General features: G+C 55.9%; 17 protein-coding genes. 4 read left to right on the top strand and 13 right to left on the bottom strand.

Translation table 11 applies throughout. The features are described 5' to 3' along the window. Nucleotides 1-72 precede the first annotated feature (72 nt). The 9 genes from EGH23_RS18425 to EGH23_RS18465 all read right to left on the bottom strand — a co-directional run bounded on the left by EGH23_RS18425 (nucleotide 73) and on the right by EGH23_RS18465 (nucleotide 11,323). Nucleotides 73-663 carry a relaxase/mobilization nuclease domain-containing protein gene (locus EGH23_RS18425; RefSeq protein ID WP_220581447.1) on the bottom strand — a complete coding sequence of 197 codons (591 nt, stop codon included), beginning with the start codon at nucleotides 661-663 and terminating at the stop codon, nucleotides 73-75. After that, the gene (locus tag EGH23_RS18430) at nucleotides 660-1,121 is read right to left on the bottom strand and encodes a hypothetical protein (RefSeq protein ID WP_220581448.1); all 462 of its coding nucleotides are present in this window, start codon (nucleotides 1,119-1,121) and stop codon (nucleotides 660-662) included. Before EGH23_RS18430 ends, EGH23_RS18425 begins: the two co-directional genes overlap by 4 nt. Next, on the bottom strand, nucleotides 1,121-1,498 hold the full coding sequence (locus EGH23_RS18435; RefSeq protein WP_220581449.1) for a hypothetical protein: 378 nt from the start codon (nucleotides 1,496-1,498) through the stop codon (nucleotides 1,121-1,123). The genes EGH23_RS18430 and EGH23_RS18435 overlap by 1 nt, the downstream gene beginning before the upstream one ends. Continuing rightward, nucleotides 1,491-4,829, bottom strand: a complete 3,339-nt coding sequence (locus EGH23_RS18440) for a VirB4 family type IV secretion system protein (protein ID WP_220581450.1) — start codon at nucleotides 4,827-4,829, stop codon at nucleotides 1,491-1,493. Before EGH23_RS18440 ends, EGH23_RS18435 begins: the two co-directional genes overlap by 8 nt. Further along, a complete protein-coding gene (locus EGH23_RS18445; RefSeq protein WP_483867122.1) occupies nucleotides 4,822-6,459 on the bottom strand; it encodes a TrbL/VirB6 family protein in 1,638 nt (545 codons plus the stop codon). The genes EGH23_RS18440 and EGH23_RS18445 overlap by 8 nt, the downstream gene beginning before the upstream one ends. Nucleotides 6,460-6,462: 3 nt before the next feature. Next, the gene (locus EGH23_RS18450; RefSeq protein ID WP_220581452.1) at nucleotides 6,463-7,275 is read right to left on the bottom strand and encodes a hypothetical protein; all 813 of its coding nucleotides are present in this window, start codon (nucleotides 7,273-7,275) and stop codon (nucleotides 6,463-6,465) included. A 74-nt stretch (nucleotides 7,276-7,349) separates the two neighbouring features. Further along, nucleotides 7,350-8,858: a DUF8186 domain-containing protein gene (locus EGH23_RS18455; protein WP_220581453.1), complete on the bottom strand. Its 1,509-nt coding sequence runs from the start codon at nucleotides 8,856-8,858 to the stop codon at nucleotides 7,350-7,352. 357 nt (nucleotides 8,859-9,215) lie between these two features. Then, complete coding sequence (locus tag EGH23_RS18460; protein WP_135306074.1) at nucleotides 9,216-9,524, bottom strand: pilin; 309 nt, start codon at nucleotides 9,522-9,524, stop codon at nucleotides 9,216-9,218. Nucleotides 9,525-9,979: 455 nt separating this feature from the next. Then, complete coding sequence (locus EGH23_RS18465; protein ID WP_220581455.1) at nucleotides 9,980-11,323, bottom strand: cytochrome P450; 1,344 nt, start codon at nucleotides 11,321-11,323, stop codon at nucleotides 9,980-9,982. Nucleotides 11,324-11,532: 209 nt separating this feature from the next. Between EGH23_RS18465 and EGH23_RS27080 the strand changes: the two genes are divergently transcribed. Then, entirely contained in the window at nucleotides 11,533-12,621 is a 1,089-nt protein-coding gene (locus EGH23_RS27080) for a transcriptional regulator FilR1 domain-containing protein (RefSeq protein WP_220581456.1), read from the top strand. Nucleotides 12,622-12,749: 128 nt separating this feature from the next. Here the strand turns inward: EGH23_RS27080 and EGH23_RS18475 are convergent, their stop codons facing one another. From EGH23_RS18475 to ppsA, 4 genes are all read right to left on the bottom strand, one after another. Next, on the bottom strand, nucleotides 12,750-13,310 hold the full coding sequence (locus EGH23_RS18475) for a TATA-box-binding protein (protein WP_220581457.1): 561 nt from the start codon (nucleotides 13,308-13,310) through the stop codon (nucleotides 12,750-12,752). Nucleotides 13,311-13,387: 77 nt separating this feature from the next. Next, nucleotides 13,388-13,552, bottom strand: a complete 165-nt coding sequence (locus tag EGH23_RS18480) for a DUF1931 domain-containing protein (protein ID WP_220581458.1) — start codon at nucleotides 13,550-13,552, stop codon at nucleotides 13,388-13,390. A 55-nt stretch (nucleotides 13,553-13,607) separates the two neighbouring features. Continuing rightward, entirely contained in the window at nucleotides 13,608-15,569 is a 1,962-nt protein-coding gene (locus EGH23_RS18485) for an archaea-specific SMC-related protein (protein WP_220581459.1), read from the bottom strand. Between the two features lie 199 nt (nucleotides 15,570-15,768). After that, the gene (gene ppsA, locus EGH23_RS18490; protein WP_220581460.1) at nucleotides 15,769-18,054 is read right to left on the bottom strand and encodes a pyruvate, water dikinase; all 2,286 of its coding nucleotides are present in this window, start codon (nucleotides 18,052-18,054) and stop codon (nucleotides 15,769-15,771) included. A gap of 188 nt (nucleotides 18,055-18,242) precedes the next feature. Here ppsA and EGH23_RS18495 point away from each other — a divergent pair, with 188 nt between their 5' ends. The 3 genes from EGH23_RS18495 (at nucleotide 18,243) to EGH23_RS18505 (ending at nucleotide 22,265) form a co-directional block, all read left to right on the top strand. Then, complete coding sequence (locus EGH23_RS18495; protein WP_220581461.1) at nucleotides 18,243-18,701, top strand: universal stress protein; 459 nt, start codon at nucleotides 18,243-18,245, stop codon at nucleotides 18,699-18,701. 515 nt (nucleotides 18,702-19,216) lie between these two features. Beyond that, a complete protein-coding gene (locus EGH23_RS18500) occupies nucleotides 19,217-20,464 on the top strand; it encodes a substrate-binding domain-containing protein (RefSeq protein WP_220581462.1) in 1,248 nt (415 codons plus the stop codon). A 175-nt stretch (nucleotides 20,465-20,639) separates the two neighbouring features. Then, on the top strand, nucleotides 20,640-22,265 hold the full coding sequence (locus EGH23_RS18505; RefSeq protein ID WP_220581463.1) for an ABC transporter permease: 1,626 nt from the start codon (nucleotides 20,640-20,642) through the stop codon (nucleotides 22,263-22,265). Nucleotides 22,266-22,405 lie beyond the last annotated feature (140 nt).

Below are 22,405 nucleotides of genomic sequence, written 5' to 3' on the forward strand. Positions count from 1 at the left end.
ATTTCAGACTCGACGGCAACTCGGTGGGCTTCTGTCCCGGCGGTGTCGTCGAGGACTGGGAGTCCTGAGGCATTACCGACCGCCACCGAAGTCGAAGTCACGCTCCCGAGTGGTTTCTGGGTCTCTGTCAGGGTCCGGCGTAGTAGACTCCGCTGCTTTGTGCGTCTGCGCTTGGTCACGCGTTGCATCGTCGGGAAGGGGTGCCGAGTCCCGTTCTGGTGTCCGCCCTTTGAGTCGCTCCGGTTCACGGAATACCTCTTTGGCACGACCTCGGAGCCGCTCTAACTCCTCGGCATCCATCCGTAATTCCGATTCGTTCCCGGTTGCAGCAACATGTGAATGCACGATATCGCTGTCATCATGCACGGCGTAGACATAGTCGGTCGTCGGTTGTCCCCCGAACTCGTTTTCCAACAGTTCACGGGTGTTGGAGCTGACTTCATCTGGCGTGAACTCGGCACTGGGATCCGGAGAGACAATGAGGTGGCGCTGGAAGTTGAACCAGCTGCTTCGCTCAAGGAACTGCTCGATACGTTGTTTGTCGGCCTCCCGCCCGAGTCGATCCCGCAGTGGCACTTTTTCTTGGTCTGTCTCTCGGTCTCGGCGAATATATTTCAGGAGCTTGCCCGCACCACTCCGCTGGAAGTCCGTTTTCAGGATCATGAATCCGAGGCCAGCAGCGGATCAAGGGGCGACAGCTGTTCCTCATCATCAGTCTGGGCGATGGCGCTCGCGTCCGCCGCAGCATCGTTCATCTGCAGCGCCGCGCGTTTGATGGCTGCTTCACGTTCGGCTGGGCTGTAGTCTTCCTTGAGCAGTTCCCACAGCGCAATGACGTACATCGTCTCCAGTGATTGAATGTGTTCGAGATCCGGCGTCGCCTCAACTTGCAACTCCTCAATCGAGGTGGAGATATCGTCGGCGGCGTTGTCGATGGTCGCTATAATATCCTCGTCAGCGGAATGGCGAGCGAGGCGACCGCGCAGCTCCATCCCGTGGTGCTTTTTCAACACCATTTCGCAGTATTTCGATTTCGAGAGATCGGCCCGGTCGGCACGCTGTTCGACTTTCTCGTTGACATCTTCGGTCGTATAGATCTGAAGGCGAGCTTGCTCTGGCATTATGCATCCTCCTCCTGTTGTCGCAGTTTCTCTACACCCGTTTCGAGTCGGGTCGATGCTTCCTCCAAGGCATCGGCCTGTGCATCGCTGGGCCGCTCCGTTCCAAGCAAGTTCCAGAGCGCCACTCCATGGAGTTCGCTGTCGTCAGTCGATGGCGAGAGTGCGCTCGCTATCTCGTCCTGGAGAGCCTGCTGCATCTCATCGAGCTGTCGTTCCAGTGCCGTTTCGGCCACTCGTTCGGAGCGGATATCCCGCGCGACCTGCGTATCGAGCGCGGCCACACAGTACTCGGAAACAGTCATTCCCTGTCTATCGGCCATCCGCTCGATCATCTCCTTCTGGGCTTCCGGCGGATAGAACGCGATACGCTCACTCATGCGATCCACCTCCGTTCTCGTGGGGCGCTCCGTCTGTTCCGGTAAACGGGCTGTCTGTCTGGCGCTGCACGTGGAGTTGTGACTCAGTATCGGTCATTGAATCTGGAAGAGTTCCGTCGTCGGTTGGCGAACGCTGTTCCTGTGTCTCTTCGGTCTCGTCGGCAGTCGCCTGATCAAACGCGACCGACATCGCTTTGACCAGTTCCTCCTCGGAGAGTCCCGAAAGGACGTTCTCGGCTTGGTCGACCGTTAGCCCATGGTGGGCCAGTACGCCTTTCATCGCCTCGGTGCTGAGGAAGTCTTCGAACGCTTCGATTCGCTCTGGCTGCTCCTCGATGAGGATGTCTACTGGGTCTTTCTCGTGGGTATCGAGATCGATGACCCGTTTCTCTTCCCACGACGTCCGGACCTGCACCGGATAGTCGCCGTGCTCGTCAATTCGAACCAGCGCTTCGCTGTAGCCCTGGTCAGTCCCGACCGACTCCTTGCCCGCTTCTGCGTTGTTCACAAAGTGTTGCTGCTCGCTGGTCATCCCGGCCCGCTTGGCGGTCTCACCGTCTAGTTCTGGCTCACGGTGATGGACCATGATCGGACACATCCCCGCAATTTCCTCAGCGGCATCACCATCGTAGAACTCCTGGAGCGTCTGTGAGAGCATCACCAGCCGAATTCCGGCGTGGCGCTGATGGCGGGCGATCTGATTCAGGAAGGCGAGGTTCGCGTCGTCGGCGAAGAGATAGTGCGCCTCATCGATGATCACCTCCACCTTCGTCTCCATGTTCTTGGCCTGCTGATACAGCGTCGAGAGCAGCAACTGCATGATGAACGACTGCTTGCCCAGTCCATCACCCGAGCCCTCGACCTGCTGAAGATCGAGATAAACGGCCTTGCTATCGTTATCGATGAGATTCAGATTCGACTCTTCGGCGAGGTTGCCGTAGGTGCTGCCCCGGCGGAACGGTTGCAGTGCCACCGAGAGTTCATCGGCGTACTCCCGAATCGTCGTCTTGGCACTCTCCGTTTCAGCGCCGGGGAACATCCCCGGCTCTGCTTGAATCTCGTCGATGAGGTCCAGCAGGTCTTGCATCGTCGGCGAGTTTGCCGGCGTGTGCGTTGACGGATCATCGGGGTCGATGGCCGACCGCTCGAAGATGGTCTGAATCAGGAACGTGATCAGGCCGCTGTGCATTTCGAGGGCGATATCCCGTGAGGTCAGGAAATTCATGATGACCCCGTACACTTCGTCCATTTTTGCCAGGACCGGCTCCATGTCCGGCGACGCATCAAGGACGTGCTGGGGCGTCGGATGCATCTCACATGGGTTCAGCGGCGTCTCCCCGCTGACTGTGATGCGTTTGGCATCCAGCAGTTCGGCGCTGCCGCGCATATCTCCGACTGGGTCGATGAAGACCTGCTTGACGTCTGACCGCTTCTTCATCATCCGCAAGCCCCGAGCCTGTGTTCCGTGGGTCTTCCCGCCGCCCGGCATTCCAGTCACTAGCTCCGAGTGACCAGTCTCCAACTCCCACGGGTCGATCAGCACCGTCGAATCGTTGTGATCGTGCGTGCCGTAGCGAATTCCGTCAGCCATCCGGAGGTAATTTGAAGAGAAGGGGAACAGTGCCCCGAGGGCTTCGCCGGTCATCGACGACAGTCGGTCATGACCGAGTTCGTTTCCGCCCAGTGGGGACACTGTAACCAGTCCCTGTTCCTGGCGGCGGGTCGCCCGCTTGATCGAACAGTTCGCTGGCGAGTCCCGCATCAGCGTTTCCAGATGGTTGGTCTGTTCGCGCAACTCCTCTTTGCCGTCGGCGGTCACGCGAATGAACACGCCAGCTCTGTAGAGCGAGGCATGATTCCGCCGGACGGCTTGCCGGATGTACTTCGCTCGTTCGATGTCCTGCTGGAGGTCCTCCGTGTCTAGTTCGCCAACGTCCTCTTGGAGTACGCGTAGCGAGGAGACCCACTCGGAAATAGCCGAGACCGCGTCTTGTGCGTCGTACGGATCGATATGGATCGAGACATCGGCTTTCAGCTCTGTATCCAGCAAGAGTCGTTCGAGCATCCCGCTGGTCGGGTGCTCCGGGAACGTTTCGACCCAGAACGTTCGAGCGTACGTCTCGCTCTCGATGACCGTGTAGTCTTCTTCCCAGTCAATCGCGGAGGGCGCTATCCACGACCGTTGTTCTTTACCCGGGCGGCTGAACGCCGACGGCACTTCCCCGACGTCGTCGTCATCGAAGTTGGGCACCTCACCCCCTTCGAGGTCCTCAATGTCGAGGTCCAGTGCGTCGGCCTCTTGCGACCGAGAGTAGTGGACCGGTGAGAGGCCCGTGGTTTCGTCGAGGTTGCCGAAGGACTGTGATTCACAGGCCCAGTATTCCTTCGTGAGCGTCGCCAGTTGCAGTGGCGAGACGGGGTCTCCACTACAGCGATAGAGGCTGTTGACCGCCCGAGCGGTCGTGCCGACTCTGTCTTTCAGTTTCTTCGCCTTGTACGTGTCCCGCTCACTTTCAGTGAGGCCATCCGAAGAAATCATCTCGGCGACACGGCCGACGACCGGTAGCGACTCTAGGGACCCGAGCAGTGAGGCGGACTCGCGGTCGATGTCGTCAATATCGGCGTCGGTGACCGAGACAATGATGTAGTATTCCCGCTCCATCTCGGTCCCGTCGACGGGCTCACTGTCGCCGTCCGTGTGGCGGTTGAGCCACTCCATCAACAGGCCTCGAAGCATTGGCAATCGCTGTGTGTCAGCGTCGTCGAGGCGCTCTTGGTGGGCCGTGACGTGTGCTTCGCGGTCAATCTCGCGCGTAGTGACGTACAGGTTCGTCTTGCCCTCTAGGGAGTTCGCTAAGTCGGTGAGTGAGCGAACAGCCTTCTCCCATTGGCCGTCATCTTTGAGCGCCATGTTGGCGGGCGTGACCTGCACAGCACCACAATGCGCTCCGTCGATCCGTTTGACACCGTGGGGGAGGACGCGGTCGAGTCGTGTGACCGTCCGCGTATCCTGTGCGCCATCACCGAAGAGGTACTCCGGCTTCTTGAGTGCCCACCGGAGACGGACTTCGAGCCACTCGGTCAGTCGGTAGTACCGGGGTCGGGCACGATGCAGGCCGAACAGTACCAGTTCGGTCGCGAGCAGCAATCCTGTCGCTGGCAAGAGGAAGCTGGCAGGGACGAACGGCAAGCCAAGGAGTGCGAAGTAGCCAAAGACGGGACAGATGAACAGAACCAGTTCGCCGAAGGTGTACTGGCCCCAGAACTCGGTGGTGCCACCGAGGTCGTCATGGATGATGTTCGTATTGAATTCGCTGGACGAGTTACTCATCGGTAGTCTCCTGTGGAGAATTCATTGCTTGGTCGTCAAGGCGGTAGGCTTCGGGGCCGAGCACGTCGGCATCGGTTTTCAACTCCGCACGCAGCCGGTCGCCAACGGAATCGAATTCTTGCTCGGTGTCTGGTGTAGACTCCTCGTCGTGGTGATACACCTCGGTATCAGTATGGTTCGGCACGGGCTCCCCATCCTGAATGGCTCGCGTCGGGCGAGCAGGAGCGCCGCTGTGTGCTGACTGTCCAGACGATGGTGACGGCGTGGACGAACGGCCGCCCGCTGAGGACGAGGCCGTGGAGCCACTGCCGCTGTGTGAGGCACCGGTGCTGCTACTCGTCGGCGGGGTACGTCCGGATGCGCCACCAGTTGCTCCCGATTGGCTCGGTCCGGATGGCGGAGTGACCGTACTGCCAACGCTGCCTGTACTCCCACCACCGCTTCCGCCGCCACCGCTACCAGACGAAGGTGGTGAAGATGGCCCGCCTCCAGACGATCCACTTCCCGAAGGTGGGGACGATGCGCCGGACATCTCACGATGAACCATCCGCGCACCAGTAGCGGCATCCCGAGAATTACCTTTCAGCACACCCTGTGCGGCCTGGACGGTCCCGCCAGCAGCAGGCCCACCTGCTAGATATGCCCCAGCAGTCAATCCTGCCCCACCGACTGTCCCAGCAACGCTAGCAGGTTTCTTGCCCGCTGCGACTGCTTTGTCGCTGAGTTTGACGAGTGTCGGGCTGCTCTTCTGGAGCATCGCCTTCTGCAGTTTCGCACAAAGCAACAGAACGAGCGGGCTGATGAACAGCCCTATGCCGGGCACTCCCCAGTTGTTGACTTCGATGGAGAGGCGAATGAGCAATGCTGTTGGGATACTCGCTGCGATAGCGCCGGGATACGTCCCTGCAATCTGCTTCGAGAGACCACTGAAGCTCTGGAACGGCCAGACTTCTAGCGCCCAGAAGGTTGCTACCAACGGCATCGCTAATGTGGTGAGAATCACCGCCATCCATCGGGTGATCGACACCACAAGCACCTTCGCGTAAATATAGAGCAACGCGAATAGCAGAAGGAATGAGACAGATGGCGAGAAGAGAGACAACTTTCCGAAGACAAACAGTTCCGTGACTATCTCTCCTTTTTCGGCCGTGGTAAATGTCGAGATGCTCTGTCCAAGGACATCAAAAAATTGCAATGACAGGGACGCAATTGGAAGCCAGAAGAAGAGAGCAAGGAACGCCAAGACCATCCGACGGCCAACCTTTTTTCGAACTGCAGGGTTGATCGCTTGATAGCGAACCCCCACTGCGGCAAGGACAATAAGCTGAATTCCGAACGCCAATCCCACGATATATTCGAAGTAAAGAGTGTCTATGAGCGTATTCCACGGACTGTTTACGGCGCTCTTGAATGCAATATTCAGTCCACTCGCGCCAGCTCCCTCTGGCGCTGGAGTGCCGACGAGCGGCTCAATGAGGACATCCAGCACGTACTTCCGGAACCAACTCTCGAATTCCTCTGGAAACAAGTTGAGGAGATCAAGTAGTGACTGGAAGAACGTGTCTCTGAGAGTTCCTAGCCCATTACCTTGACCTCCGGTTGGCGCCGGAGTCGGAGTCTGACTCGGCATCGGTTACTCTGTCTGTGCCTCGGTCTGTGTTCGTTCAACGATGCTCTGCTCCCCTTTCAGCGAGATCTGACACGAATTCTCTCCATCAGAGCTGTAGCTAAACGTCTGAGTGAAGGTAACGGGATCACTGAACGCCGGTTTCAGTGTCAACGTAGCTTCTCGTGTGTGATTTTCTGGACAGCCGAAAATTTCTGCGAGGTAGGTACGCACCGGTAGCAGCTTTGTCGACCCCGGTTTGACCATCATATCGATGGTATAGTCCGACGTCTTACTGTCGAACGCTTCTAGATGCGGCCCATCTTTCGAAATGACTTGCCGAGCAATGTCCGCGTGTTGCCCAGTGTTTTCGACGAGAAGACCGATCGGTCTTCGCCCATCACGTTCTGGCGGTGGGAGTTCAGTGGAGTCATCTGGACTGATGACATCGCGGAGTTCAAGTGATGCCGAATAGGTCACCGGGATCTCAACTTCCGTCTGTTCGCCGATGAGGACCAGCGTGTTCTTTCCCTGTGTAATCCGTTCGGACGAGTCGTCAGTAAGGCGCGCAACAACGAAGTTGGCGACAGTCTCACGGGCAGATATCAATGCTTGGTTTACCTCATTTCCCATCCCGTTTATCAACGCAATCCGGGTAATCCTCGAGTCCTCTGCAAGTTTGAAATGGGCCTTGACTTGGGGACTGACACCAGCTTTTGGCTTGAAGGTCATCGATTCCAGGACATCTGACCTCGAACTGGGACTCTGCGTCGCAGTCGGTCCTGCAGCGGTGCTGTTCGACGACCCACCGATGTTGCTACATCCGGCGAGTGCCGCCATACCACCGCCCATCGTACCAAGGAGTGTTCGTCGGTCGATACAGCTCGATTCCGTCGATTGTGAAGTCTCGTCTGTCATGCTGAATAGATGCCAAGCAATCGTCCGTTCGTCCAAACGTCGAATCCGTACAGCAACAGCCCCAGCGGCAGGAACCACAGCACGGTTACTACCACCAGGTCCAGAATATCGGTGAACTGTGGGACGCTGGACCCGAGCCATTCCACCGTTGTTGTCCGTTCAGTCGCAACGACGTTACTGACGACCGGGTTCCCCTGTTCCCACCAGTAATACTTCGGCTGGTAGGTCAGGACCACCTGATCGAGACCGCGCTCCGGTATCGTGATAGTGAACGTCCCGCGTTCGCCGGGGCCGAGCGTATGAGTCCGCGTGCTGTTGAGAGCGGTCACCGTTACGTTTCCGAAGTCGACGGGATACCCCCGCGTCGAGCGAACTGTCACCGCCAGCGTTGTCCCGTTCGTAGTTCGGTTAACCACTGTCGCGCTCATGTTAGCCGGATACGCATCGACAACAGCCGATGTCGAGAGCCGGCTCTCCGTGGTGTCTCCACGAACAATGCTATGTACTGCCGGTGACCGATAGGCACTCAGTGGATGGGTGTCGTTTGCCCGGAGTGCGAAGCGCTCCGTTCGGGTATGGGTCGCAGATTGGTTCAGTCGCACGTCGACTGGGAGTGGGGCCTTGTTCGCTTCCGGCCCTTTCCGGTAGGAGACGACGAAATCCCGCTGGATACGCTCGTAGTCGTCGCCGACTTCGAAGAACTGTGCGTCCGCCGCCAGCGAGTGCTGATCGAGGTTCGCCAGTGGGCCTCGCCGAGCGGGTATCGCATGGACCTGCAACGGGCGAACCCGCTGTGTCGACGAGACGTTCGTTCCCGATGATGTGTTCCACTGCGCCCAGCCCGGCGGACTCCGGGTGTAGAACCGCCAGCGACTGTAGACCACGTCGCCCGTCTCGAACGCCACACTACGCCACAGATTCGGGACTGTCAGACTGACCCCCGTACTGTTGCGGTGATTCGCCAGCGACACCGTTGCGTCCGATGCCGTCACCTCGTAGGCAGTGACCTGCCGCGAATCGCGTAGCGTTCGATTGTACGTCGTCGTGTTACTTTCACCGCTGTCAGCTGTCTGGTTCACTGTGACCGAGAGCGACAACCGCACTGTCAGCGTCGTCGGGCCGGTGAGATTTCGATACTGGAGTTCTGCCGTTGGCGACGTCGCCGTGTCCTGCCGCGTCCCGTTGGCGTAGAGGCCAACCGCGTTGACGCTCGCCGACTCGATAATACAGGAGTCGGTCTCCGTTTTGTTCGCACAGCCAAGGGCCGAGCCGTTGTAGGCCCCAATCGTTCGAACCGTCCCGTTCGGGCGAACGTACTGTGTCGTCTGGGACCCGTTGTGGACGACCGTCGAGGGATTGATCGCGAAAATCTCGACGTACGACGTGTTTGCCACGAGGCTCTCGGTCGATGCGACCCGTGCTGGATACTGTGACCCGCTACTGTTGTTATAGCGGTTGAGTTCGCGGTCGTTCCACGCTTCGATGGCGGGTGGTGCGCGGAACATGATGTCCCCCGAGCAGGACAGGCGGCCCAGTGGACTCAACGACGACGTGTTGTCAACACGCGCGTAGTCTGCGTCACCCGACCAGTACGCCCGGAACGACGACGAATTGAACGTATGCGTGTAGTTCGGTGGAGTGGTTCCCGGCCGCTCAAATCGGGCCGAGCGGTTCGCAACGCACTGATGTCCTGTTCTGCCGACTGTCTGGGTGCCAGTCTCGTTGGATACCTGCGGTGACGCTGCAGTGCTATCTGGAGCTGAGGCAGCTACCGCTGGTGTCACCAGACTACTGGCGACGACCGCGATCACGACGAGTCGGCCTATGAGTGACATCAGTAATGGAGGGGTGTGGGAGCGTCGTTAGCCGCCGAAGGGATTGACGCAACTGGAGAATGAAAAGCCGAGCTCGCTGCCCAGCTTCGAGATAATCTCCGGAGCGATCAAGGCCAGGAACACGATGGCCAGTCCAGTCACCGAGAGAATCAGATCCTGGCGTGCCTGATTTTGCTGGTTCGGATTCCCTGTCGCCCGCATGTACGAGAGCCCACTCCGACCCGTGAAGAACATCGCTGCTGGCATCCCTAGTGCTGCTATCGCACCAAAGACGAGACTGATTGCCGTCTCGACAGGCGTCCCACAGTACACCGAACCGACGCTGGTCTGGGCCATCGCCGACCCGCTAAAGAGGACGACGATAAGCGATAGCTGGAGGAGTGATCGAAACCGTGGCTTGCCCATTGCAGTGAGCAAGCCCTGCCGGGCACGCTCACGAATAGTCGTACGGCGAGTTTGGTTGGATGGCGAGTCGTCCGATGCGTTCGATGTTGCACTCATGTGAACTTGGATACTGATCGCTCTAGTTAGCTGGCGATACTGCAGATGACCCTGTTCAGCGATGCCGGGTGAACGCCATCACACGCACCCAGCCGGGATACAGGCTGTTTCGTCTGACGTCAGTGTCAGATATATTTGAAATCTACCGTTGGAATCGTGGTGTAATCAACTCCGGGTTCATACATTCCTCTCTTTCCGAGGGTTGTCGGATATACTCACCCCTGGTGACAGTGTCACCGGGCGTGAACACGTAAAAGGGACAGCAAATAACGAGGAGAGTAAAAGATGTGTTATCGGCGGTTTAGACGCATTGGCATCCCATTCTCGGTGCGAATCGTAATCCGTGGTTCGAGCGTGGGCTCTCGATTCGCTGTCCAGTCAAGCTGGAACCGCTGCCCGATCATCGCGAGAGCGATTTTCGCTTCGAGTAGTGCGAACTCTCGGCCAATACAGGTCCGTCGCCCACCACCAAACGGCGCATACGCAAAGTCTGGCAAGCTCTTTCTGAATTCGTCCGTCCATCGATCAGGACGGAATTCGAGTGGGTCGTCGTAGAACTGCTCGTCTCGATGAATATGAATCAGCGAGAGATGGAGTTCGTGCCCCTCCGGAATGTGATACCCATCCATCTCGACATCGGTGGTCGTCTTGCGGGGAATCGTATGAATCGGGGGATAGAGTCGAAGCACTTCAGTGAGGATACGGTCTGTCACCTCCAGTTTCTCAATTTCTTCAAGAGAAGGCGAGGTGCCATCGAGGACTGTATCGAGTTCGTCATGGAACTCCTTACGGATGGTCGGATGCGTGGCGAGCAGATACCACGTGAACGCGAGTGCAGTCGCTGTGGTTTCATGCCCCGCAAAGACCATCGTGACGAGTTGATCCTCGATTTCCTCAGTGGTCAGCTGCTTCCCATCTTGGCTATCGCGAGTCTGTTCGAGTCGCGAGAGGAGATCCATAGTGTCTGAATCGCCGGATTGTTGTGGGGGACCAGCCGACATTCCATTTGCCAAGAGTGTTCTCACTTCTTTTTGAAGCCGGTTAGTGGACTCCTTGAAGCGTCGACGAGCCGGTGTCGGCATCCAGTGTGGAAGAATCCACGAGGTCGGCGCGAACCATTCGTTGAGTCCATCAGCAGCCTCGCGGATGTCTGAATCCTCGCCTGGAGACAATTCTCGACCGAATAACGTCGCAAAGAGAATCTCGAGTGTGAGCGCACTCATCTCCTCCTCGATGTCTCGGGTTTCACCATCCTCCCATGTCGCAAGTCGCTGTTCGATGCAGGTGACCATCTCATCGACGTAGCCGGTGATTCGGTCACGGAAAAACAGCGGTTGCAAAATATCACGCTGCTGTCGCCATTGCTGTCCCTCAACTGAGAGTAATCCACTCCCGAACGCTCGGCGAAAATCCTCTGTTTTCCCAAATTTCTCGACGTCGTCGACAAGGACCTGAGAGAGATAATCTGGGTGGGCAAGCACGAATACGTCATCAACGCTCGGAAGCTCCATCCGATAGAGATCTCCACACTCTGTCGTGGCCTCTTCTACGAACTCAAATGGATCACGTGCGTAGCGAAGTGAGTGCTGGAGGACTGGATGCTTGGATGGTGCTGGTGGTAGCTGACCGCTCACATCTTCCGCTCTCGGCCGGTCCCATGTAAATACTACCGGCCTACAACTCTACGGTTACTAGAATGACACGAGATGGTTGTCAAGCGATGGCAACTCCGTCCACTAACACGACAGATAAATTTGAACTCTAGAGTCAACTTCTCGATAAATTCATAGGGGGAGGGATAATAATTGATTATAGGTGCGAAAGTGTGACACGCGATGATCGTGTGGCGACGAATCCACTAACGGACGAGCAAGTAGTTATTCGTGAGACCATCAACAATCTGGTTGATTCGGCCCGACTAGATGTCCTCCGCGCACTTGCGGAACAAGCCCAGACACCATCGGCTATCAACGCTCAAGGGGTGGTCACACGTCAAACTGCGTCGGACCATCTGGCCCGGTTTACAGAACGAGGACTCACGAAACCAGTTGCTGAGCAGTGCGGATATGAACTCACTGCTGGTGGAAAAATCACGCTTGAAGCCATTGAAACGTGCCTTGATGTACTAGACACTGATCAGCTGGCCTGTCTCACCCGCTCTACGCATGCACTCAACGTGTTAAACAGCCTCGCTGCCGGATCAGCTCGGCCACATGAACTCGCTAGGGCTGGAGCAGATGCCCCCTCTCGCTCGACTGTTCAACGGATGCTCAACATGTGTGAAGCGCAGGGCTGGAGTAGCACTACTGGCGGAACTCACCGGCTCACACCTGCAGGCCAGACAGTGTTAGATGCATACAACGACCTCGCGCTCTCGATCGAACAAGTAGTGGAGAAAGCTCCGTGGCTGCAGCGACTCGACCAGTGTCGGTCGGATCTCCCAGTGCAGGCACTTGCCGACGCGAAGGTCGTCACGTCCTGTCCAGATTCGCCGGGAATTGTCTTTGGAGCCGCGCTTGATCTCTGTGATCCACAACTCGACCAATTTCGAGCACTTACATCGATTTACAATCCTCCTCTTTTCAGAGCCTACAATCGGTTGCTCAAGTGGGGGCTCCCAGGAGAGGCAATCGTCGACAACTTCGTCTACGAAAAGCTCCACGCACAGGGATTAGAGCATTTTCTTGACGATTCAGAGTTTGCGGACTTCGATATCGGATGGCTTGAAGAACAATTAACGCTCGGCATCGGGCTGTACGATGATCGGAAAGTCACCATTGGAGCGTACAATGAAACCGGTGATGCAACCCATATTGCGATGCTTGTCAGCACCAATCAGACAGTCGTTGACTGGGGCATTGACCTCTACAATACATACTGGGAACGGGCTCACCGCAAGGCGGAGCAGGCCCCAAAAGTTGTGAGTGGCTGAACTAGCAGGTAGTGAACTCAGAGTCGCGAATAGTGGTGACATGAAGAAAATCTCAGTTACTGTCAAACGACGACCGGGAAGTTCTGTTTCTCCGCTATCAGTCACAGCGACCAGTTCATCGCACAAACTCAGTCCAGTAAGCCGAGATCGCTCAGCTGGTCTTCGATTACGGTGAGTGCGTCTTCGGCATCGCTCAATCGCTTGCCACCCGTGATGACGAGTTTCCCGCTGCCGAACAGCAGTGCCACAACATCCGGTTCGTCGAGTCGATAGACAAGTCCCGGGAACTGCTCTGGTTCGTACTCGATATGCTCGAGACCGAGCCCGATCGCAATCGCATTCAAATTCAAGTTTGCTTTTAAATCAGCGCTCGAGACGACATTCTGGATATCGATCGTTGGTGAGTCGTCAACCTCGACGCCCAAACTACGGAGTTCATCAAAGACTTGTTCGAGAGCAGTCTCGACAGCGTCTACACTTTTCGCCCCGGTACACACCACTTTTCCCGAGCGGAAAATCAAGGACGCGGCCTTCGGATCCTGCATCCGATAGACGAGGCCGGGAAAATTTTCTGGATCGTAGTCCGTTGCTTCGAGATCCATCGCCAGCGTTTCGAGATCAAGCTCCTGGCCGATATCGCTCGATGCAACAACATTCTCTACTTTGATCGACTCTGCTGAGAGACTCATTGTAATACCCTGCTCCCACTGTCCTCTTAAAACAGGGCCTGATTCAGAGCGAACGAGACCAAATTGTTCGAGTGAGCCTAGAGGTCGCGTGCCTGGACCGTCTTTCGGTCGTTGGCTTCAGCACGCTGGGCAGCGTCTTCAATCAGGTTGGCGACTTCCGCATCAAGTGTCTCGTAGAAATCCGCCGAGACATTGTGATCCGACAGTGCATCTTTCACAGCTGCTTTGACAATCAGAGACATTCCAGTAGGCGCTATTCGTGTCTCCTATATAAGGATTTGAGCTGTGAGTTACCGCTCAGATCGCAGTAACCCGATTTACGTCGTCGTCCAGCGCCTGTGCGTCTTCCGGCAGCAAGGCGACCACGAGATACTCAGCGTAGTCTTCGAAATACTCGATGAGTTGGGCGATTCGGGACGAGTCAATCGCTTCCAGTGAATCCAACAGCATGAACGGGACTGTCTCGTAGAGGTCGTGGACGAGGTAGCCAGCTAACGCGAAAATGAGCCCCGTGACTTCGCGCTCACTCTCACTGAGATGCTCAACCGTGTCTTCGTAGGCTGCGCCATTCTCCGTCGTTCGAACGATATGGAGATCAAACACGGTTTTGTCGACTTTCTGTCGGCCCTCACGCACGGTCTGTTCGACGCGTTCGATCCAGATGCGGTCGAGATTCTCGTAGTCCAGAATCTCGAGCATCGCGTCCATATGCTCGTTGAACTCCTCAACAGCGTCGGCTTCGATCTGATCGATCTTCGTCCGTTCGTCGGTCAGCTGTTCGAGTAACTCGTCGCGTTCGTCTCGGAGGTCGTCAGCACGGTCGAGCATGTCTTCTATTTCTTCGATTTCCTCGGAGACGTCTTCGAGATCAGATTCGAGACTATCGATTTCGAATTCGAGTTGGTTGGCTTCCTTGTGGAGCGAGAGCACCTCCTCGAAGTCATCGGATTCGAGTTTGTCGACGTCGGCTTCGAGCGTTTCGACGTCGTCGGTTAGCTCTTCACGCTGGGATTTGAGCGAGTCGAGCTGCGTGTTGCGACTCTCAAGTTCATCCTCGATGTCCGCGAGCTTACGCTCGATTTGCTCACGCTCGTTTTGCTGCTGTTTGGCCTCGCGCTGGGTCGCTTTGAGGTCTTCAAGCTCAGACTTGACATCGTTGAGTTCCTCTACCAAGTCCTGCCGGCGTTCTTGGAGTCGTTCGACAGTGTCTTCAATCTGGTCGCGTTCGACCGTCGAGCCACACGTCCAGCAGGTGACCGACTCATCACCATTACCAAGTAGTTCGTCGGTCGGTGAGTCATTCGATTCGGACTGGTCAGTGTCGTCGAGTGTTTCGAGAACCTCGTAGTCTTCATCTTCCAGTCGCTCTTCGTTGTACTGGATAAGACTCTGGAGGTCAGAGATCTGGGAATTCAGCGTCTGGCGTTTCTCGCGGAGCTGTTCAATCTCAGCTTCAAGATGCTGGTGATCACCCATCGGTGTCTCGGGCAGTTCCTCGAGTTCGTCTTCGAGGTCACTCCGCTCTTGTTTGAGCGAGCTGATACTCTGGTTCTGCGTCTCGATTTGCCGACGCGTTGATTCGAGGTCCGAGCGTGTCGAGCGGAGTTCGTCGAGTTTCGCTTCAAGCTCTTCCTGATCCTCCCGACTCGACTCGATATCTTGATTACTTTCGTCTATCTCAGCTTCTTTATCCTCAAGTTCGTCCTTTTTCTCCTGTATTTGTTCTTGTATCTGGTTTCGTCGTTGTTCGAGTTCGGGGATGTCCGTTTTTCTGTCTTCGATATTGGCTAGTTCGTCATTGATATTATCTTTTTCTTCCTCTAATTCGCGAATCCTATTTTTAATGTCCTCGATATCGACGGGGCGCATAATGATTTCGCGAAGGTCGTCACCACGGGCAACAGACTGGCGTGCTTCGTTGGTTTCCAGCAGGAATGCGAAGAGGTCGGCGACCTCGGGATCATCGAGGTAACCGTCGCCATCGAACGCAACTGAACCGCCCGCTCGGGTGAGCGTCCGTTCGTAGGTCTCTCCCTGAAGGTTCAACTGAACACGCCCTTCTTCGGCGTCACCTTTGAGTGTTGCCTGATTGCTTCCCATCGCCGCCATGATCGACTGAAGGAACGACGTTCGGTTGGTTGCATTCTTGCCGGTCAGGACGGTTACGCCGGGTGGAATCGAAACCTGCGTACTGTCGATGCCACCGATGTTGTCGACTTCAAACTCCGCAGTTTCAGAGACGGATTCAGAGGTTGCCATACACCTATAAAATTGCTCCAGCTATTAAAATCCACTATCCGAGCATTAGTAGCCGTAGTTAGCGTGACTGTAGTGTGAGTGTCTATTCTGTCCCTCATAAAGAGTCTCTCCGCAGAGTCACGAGACAAGCTTAACGGACCAGGTCAGATATGACGTGTACTGGATCGCTGTAGTGATGTCATCAGACGACTAACAGGCCTCAGTCTCGAACAGATTCTAAGATAAGCTGTTGCTCGACGCGCTTTACCTCTCGTTGTGCGTCGGCGACTGCGTCAACGTTGACGCTTATTGATGTGATACCAGTCTCGACAAGTTGCCGAATCATTCGGGGTTTCGAGGCTGCCTGTCCGCAGATACTTGTCGCCACATCATAGTCGCGACAGGTCTCAATGGTGCTGTGCAGTAAGTGCATTACCGCTGGGTGGAGTTCGTCGTAGCGGTCGGCGACGGTCCCGTTGTTGCGGTCAACGGCCAGTGTATACTGTGTGAGGTCGTTCGTCCCGAAGGAGACGAAGTCTACGCCGGTCTCACACAACCCTTCGATACAGAGCGCGCTCGCGGGCGTTTCGACCATCACGCCCCAGTCGCGTTTCTCGGGGTCGATGCCAGCCTCTCGCATCAACGACTTCGCCCGCTCAACGTCCTCAGCGTCGTTAACCAGTGGGAGCATCAGCTCGACGCTGTCGTAGCCCATCTCGTAGAGTTTCCGGAACGCTTCAAGCTGGAGTCTGAATGTTTCGGGTTCAGCCAGCGATCGCCGGATGCCGCGATAGCCGAGCATCGGGTTATGTTCACTGGGTTCGTCCTCACCGCCCTCCAGTTGACGGAACTCGTCGGTCGGCGCATCAAGCGTGCGGATGCGTACTGGCCGAGGATAGAACTCTTCAGCGACGGTCCGCATCGAATCGGTGAGCGTGTTCACGAACGCCTCTTCACCGTGATCTTCGACATACTGTTGTGGAGTCTTGTTCGTCGAAAGCACCATGTGCTCCATCCGGAGCAAGCCCACGCCGTCCGCGCCCGTCACCGCGGCTCGTTCGGCTGCCTCGGGAATGGAGACATTCACTTTAATGTCAGTTGCCGTCATGGGCTTGCTGCCCTGTCGCCCCGCTCTCGGCTCCGATGCTGAATCAGCAGTCGTGTCGCTTTCGTCGGCAGGTGTGCGGTGGCCGTCGGCGACGACGCCCCGGTCTCCGTCGATAGAGACGACCTGGTCGTCGGTGAGCGTCTGTGTCGCAGTCTCCGAACCGATGACCGCGGGCACGCCTAGTTCCCGGGAGACGATGGCGGCGTGACTCGTCATCCCGCCTTCGTCGGTGACGAGCGCGCTTGCTCGCTTCATCGCCGGCACCATGTCTGGCGTGGTCATCTCCGTAACGATGATGTCGCCCTGATTGACCTTGTCGAGCTGGTCCAGCGTCCCGACGATGCGAACTGACCCAGTTGCAGTTCCTGGACTCGCACCGAGACCATCAACGAGAATACTGCTATTGTCCGAGTTCCCACTATCATCTCCGTTTTGCGGGGCGGCTCCATTGGTCTGCTCGTCGATCGTCGTGATAGGACGGGACTGCAGGAGGAAGACATCGCCATCGACAATGGCCCACTCGACATCCTGCGGTTGGTCGTAGTGGTCCTCGACGAGTTCGCCCAGTCGGTGGAGACTAGCGAGTTCTTCATCATTGAGAACGCGCTCAGTTTGTTTCTCGTCAGGGACCGACTTCTCGATGGTCTCACCTGTTTCGTCGTCCTTGACATGCATGGTCTTCTTAGTGGCGACGGTCACTGTCTCGACGGATTCGGCCTCTCGGTCGTAGGTGTAGTTGTCCGGTGAGACCGCTCCAGAGACGACAGCTTCACCCAGCCCCCATGCGGCTTCGACCGTAATCTCTGGTTCGCCGGTCGAGGGGTGGCTCGTGAACATCACGCCCGATTTCTCAGCGTCGACCATGCGCTGGACGACAACAGCGATGTCAACAGCTTCGTGGTCAAACCCCTGTTCATCGCGGTAGTAGATCGCTCGCTGGGTGAACAACGACGCCCAGCAGCGCTTGACCCTCTCAAGGAGGTCCTCGCGAGAGACGTTGAGGAACGTCTCCTGTTGCCCAGCAAAGGAGGCATCGGGCAGGTCCTCCGCTGTGGCCGACGATCGCACTGCAACGAACGGGTCATTCTGGAAATCATTATACGCATCAAGAATGTCGGACTTGACACTCTCTGGGAGGTCAGTGTCAAGGATTAGTTCTCGCGCTCGCTGTTCGGCAGTGGCAAGGGCTGCCGAATCTTCACCGTCGACGTCAGTAGCCTCAAATAGTTCTTCGGCGATACCGGCTTCTTCAATGAACGTACGATAAGTGTCTGCAGTAACGACGAACGCTGACGGAACTGGCAAGCCTGCGTCTCGAAGTTCACCGAGAGAGGCACCCTTCCCGCCAGCGGTGTCTACGTCACTTGTGCTGATTGCACTCAGCCAGGCTACGGGCATGTATGCAACCGTTGTTCACACCGATATATATAATCCGGGGACTACCATTTAATCAGCCACTGTAACAGATATAACGCTAAGAGCCGCCCTATACCTCGTTAGTTAGATATTGGTCATCACACCGGATAGCAACAGCTCCTACCCGTAATCGGCGGAAGTCTTAAGTATCTGTTTTCGGAAGCAGAAGTATGGAACCAGCAGTAGAAACAGTAGTACTCGCAGTCGGGCCAAATGATCGAGAGCACGTTGATGCGCTTCTTGCCGAAGCCGTAGCCGTCGCCAAGCCTGCTAAAGCGTCAGTATATCTTCTGCATGTCTTTCCGCAGGAAGAATACGATGAGCTCTTGAATCAAATGGACATCGAGCCAACGAGCGGTAGTATGCAACCGGACGAACTCGCAGCACGCCACGATAGCATCAGGACTCCGGCTGACTATCTTGAGCAACACAATATCGAATACAGTATCAGGGGGGTCGTTGGCAAGCCAGATGAAGAGATTGTCCGTGTTGCTGACGAACTGGATGCCGACAGAATAGTCATTGGCGGTGCAGGCCGCTCACCGGCCGGAAAGGCTGTGTTTGGCGATTATGCACAACAGGTACTCTTGAACGCATCTTGTCCGGTGACGTACGTGCAGCGCGCCTGAAACACTCTTCTCACCGTTCAAAGTTCGGAGTTGAATAGTCAGTTCAGATTCATCCTTGAATACCGAGAGAGTCGAAACTATCTGCCATAACTTCCGCAAATTTGTTCGTCTCTTGCGAACAGTATTATAAGAAGAATTATCGTTAGAACTTGAAACAGTCAAGTATTCTCAGGGAGACTCAATAGCTGGCGTAGCTGTCCAATGTATTGCCGAGGCCGACAAGAGCCAATTCTAGAAGTGGCATAACAGAAGTACCGGTGTTATAGAGTGAACTGAACAGAGTTCGACTCACGCGCTATGCGATTAACAGACAATGGTTCGTTTCTAACGAACGGCCTTCCAGACTGAACATCCGTTTCGGACTAAATCAACATCTCACGGGATGGAGCGTGGAATTACTGTTCGTATGTTGCGAACATCCCATAGTATAGAAGGACCTCTATCAAAGGTGAATCAGAATATGTAATATTTGCATGATAACTTTTATATACGTGTTCCCGAAAGTGTTGAGACGCATGACAGCAGACAGCAATCAAGATCGTGGAGATGGTGTTACTTCGATTGAGCTTGGCGTCTCACGACGAAATTTAATGAAACAGCTCAGCGCGGTTGGGCTCGCAGGAGGCCTATCAGGTCTAGCTGGGTGTGGGGGGCTACGTTCAACTGAAAATACGGAAACACCTGGGGAACAAGATGATGGCGGAAATGGACAGAACGGGGGCGGGGGGTCGGATGAACTCCCGACTGCACTTCGAGTTCCACTCGTTGCGCCGCCCACAGCCGATTCGATGGATCTCTCCAATCCGAGCAATGAAGAGCGGGAGATGGTGTTCGTCACTCACGTTGTCGACGAGTTCATGACCGGCATCATCGTCGGGATGAACGACGCGCTGAACAACGTCGGTTGGTCGGGGGAGTTCATTGGTCCGTCTAGTCACGACCCTGCACAACAGGTAGAGACACTAAATACAACTATTTCTCGTCTTCGAAACGGGAAAGACGCCATCGCGACGAGTATTCTAAACCGGACACAGTACACACAGCCGGTGAAGAACGCTATCAACAACAACATTCCCGTCGCCTCGTTCAACACCAGTGTGTACTCCGGCGAGTACAAGGAGATGATGGACAAGTTCGGCATCGTTATCCCATACGTCGGGCAGAAGTTCGTCGAGGCAGGTGTGGCAGTTGGTCAAACCGGATACGAACGAGCAAAAGAGAAAGTCGGAGATGATACACAAATTGTAGCCCTGCCCACGACCTCGGCACCCGATCATCCGGCTCTCTCTGCACGCGCAGAAGGTATCCGAATGGCACTAGAGGCTCAGGGCGACGTGGAAGTTCTCGACACGTTGAACGTCAGTGGCGACCAGGCACAAGCGATCAACCGTGTCGACACAAAGCACAAATCCAATCCCGACATTAATCTCATTCTCGGAACTGCCCTGCAGGGAGCGATTGCCGGAGGGCGCCTCGTCGAGAATCAGGGACTCAAAGACGAGATGACAGTTGGTGGATTCGACCTTCCTGAACCGACGCTCCAGGGAATCCGAAAAGGGACGATTGAGTTCACGGCTGGGCAGGACCCGTACAGTCAGGGGAACATGCCGGTCAACATGATGTGGAACTACATGGAACGTGGTATCCCAATGAAGGACTTCAACACCGGCATCTCGGTTATCGATCAGTCCAACATTGAGTTCGCGTCACGTCGCTCGGGTTCTTGGGGCGACCTGCAGAACTGGCAGAAGCAGAATTACTAATTTTCTATAGGGGCGTCCCAAGACGCTCCCAAGAAAGTCGTGATTTGAGCATTCGTGTCCCCTGGTTAAGCGTCGCGATAGTTCGTCGACACCATAAACAGTCTCGTTTCGGAAGTCCCGCTAATACTCGTCTCGATACCCATGTTTTATAATTGATGACGATGATGGGTTTGATATGGCAGAGGTAGACGCCTCGGTGTCAAGAGATAGTGGACTAGGCATCACATCAAGACTGTTGCAAAGCCGTGAGGTTGGTGCGATACTGGCAGTGCTCGTCCTATTCACGTTAGGGAGCTTTATCCGCGCCGACGTATTCCTGAGCGCAGATAACCTCGTTGGGATAATCAGAAATACGGCGATCACCGCCATCATCGGCTACGGGATGACGTTGCTGATGGTTTCCGGCGAGTTCGACCTCTCCGTTGGGTCGCTCATGGCCGTCTGCGCAGCACTCGTGGCGACGATGTACGGAAGCGGGTACCCCATCCTGTTTATCGTCCTACTCGTGCTGTTCTTCGCAGCGATCTACGGTCTGTTCCAAGGCCTCATGATTACCAAGTTAGGGCTGCCGTCGCTAATCGTCACAATCGGGACGCTAACGCTACTTCGGGGGGCAAATCTGGTAATTCTCGGTGGGCAGACGGCGACCATTCCATCGGATAACTTCCCACGGTTGCTGTTCTACATTGGTGGCGTCTTAGACTTGGGGACTGATGCTTTTCTCGTCAGTCGATTTCCCCTTCAGATTGTCTGGACGCTGTTGTTCCTCGTTCTGGGATACTACATTCTCAATAAGACCGCATTCGGTTACCGGGCGATGTTCACCGGCGGGAACAAAGAGAGTGCGAACCGGACGGGTATCAAGACCGACCACGTGAAGATTATCAACTTCATGTTGGTCGCACTGCTGGCGGCGTTCGCTGGAATGGGACAGCTCGCGTTCACGCAGGCCGTTTCACCGTCGACGGGCCAAGGCGTCGAACTCATCGTCATCGCGAGCGTCGTCATCGGCGGAACCAACCTGTTCGGCGGAGAGGGGTCGATGCCCGGCACCTTCCTCGGTGCGCTCGTGTTTGCGCTGACGCAGAACATTCTCGTCCTTGCCGGACTCGGCGTGCAACTCTTTCAGGTCTTTACTGGCATCTTCATCATCGCCGCCGTGCTGATCGAAGTCCTGAGCCGTGACCTCCGCCTCGAATACCTCACCGAGGAGTACCTCAGTCCTCTCAAATCTCTCTCGACGGAGACGGAGTCGTTCTTCGAGTACGTTCGCGGCGACGTTCAGGGAATAGACGAGCCGCTCATCTTCGCAGCCGTGGGCACCGTCATCTGGGCTGTCGCCACTCTCATTCTGATGACAGTGGTCGATACGATTCTCGGCTGGGAGTTCTCCTTTGTCATCGTGAGTCCAGGCGTCTCAGCCCTCGGAACGGTTCCACTCATTGCGTTCCTACTGACCGCGGGGCTTCTCTTGCTCACGGCGATCTTCCTCCACGCCTCTGTGAAGGCGCTTGGTACTCGTCGTGACTTCGATACGACGCTCCAAGGCGTCATATACAGTTTCGCACCAGCAGTGCTATTGTTCGTTCCAGTCTTATTGATTGGTTGGAGCTTCGTTACCCCTCTTGTTCTCGGAAGCGTCGTGCTCATCGCTGCACCAATCCTGTACCTGCTCTATCAGTCTACGCGGGTACTACACGAATTTAGCAGTCGAAACGCGCTACTAGCCGTCGGAGCCACTATCGTTCTCTGGCTGGCGGTAGGCGTGTTTACCGCGACTCAAATCGGAATAGTGGGCTGAGGGAAAGCCGCTTTCTCGTTCTCACTCTCTAGTGGCAGACAGACACTCTTGTTAGCAATGGTTGCCGTTTTATTCACTCTCCACAGTAGTAGCCGCGTAGCTAATCTATACCCCTAAATTTATAATGGTGGATGGCAATC

This window comes from Haloarcula nitratireducens (assembly GCF_019599505.1).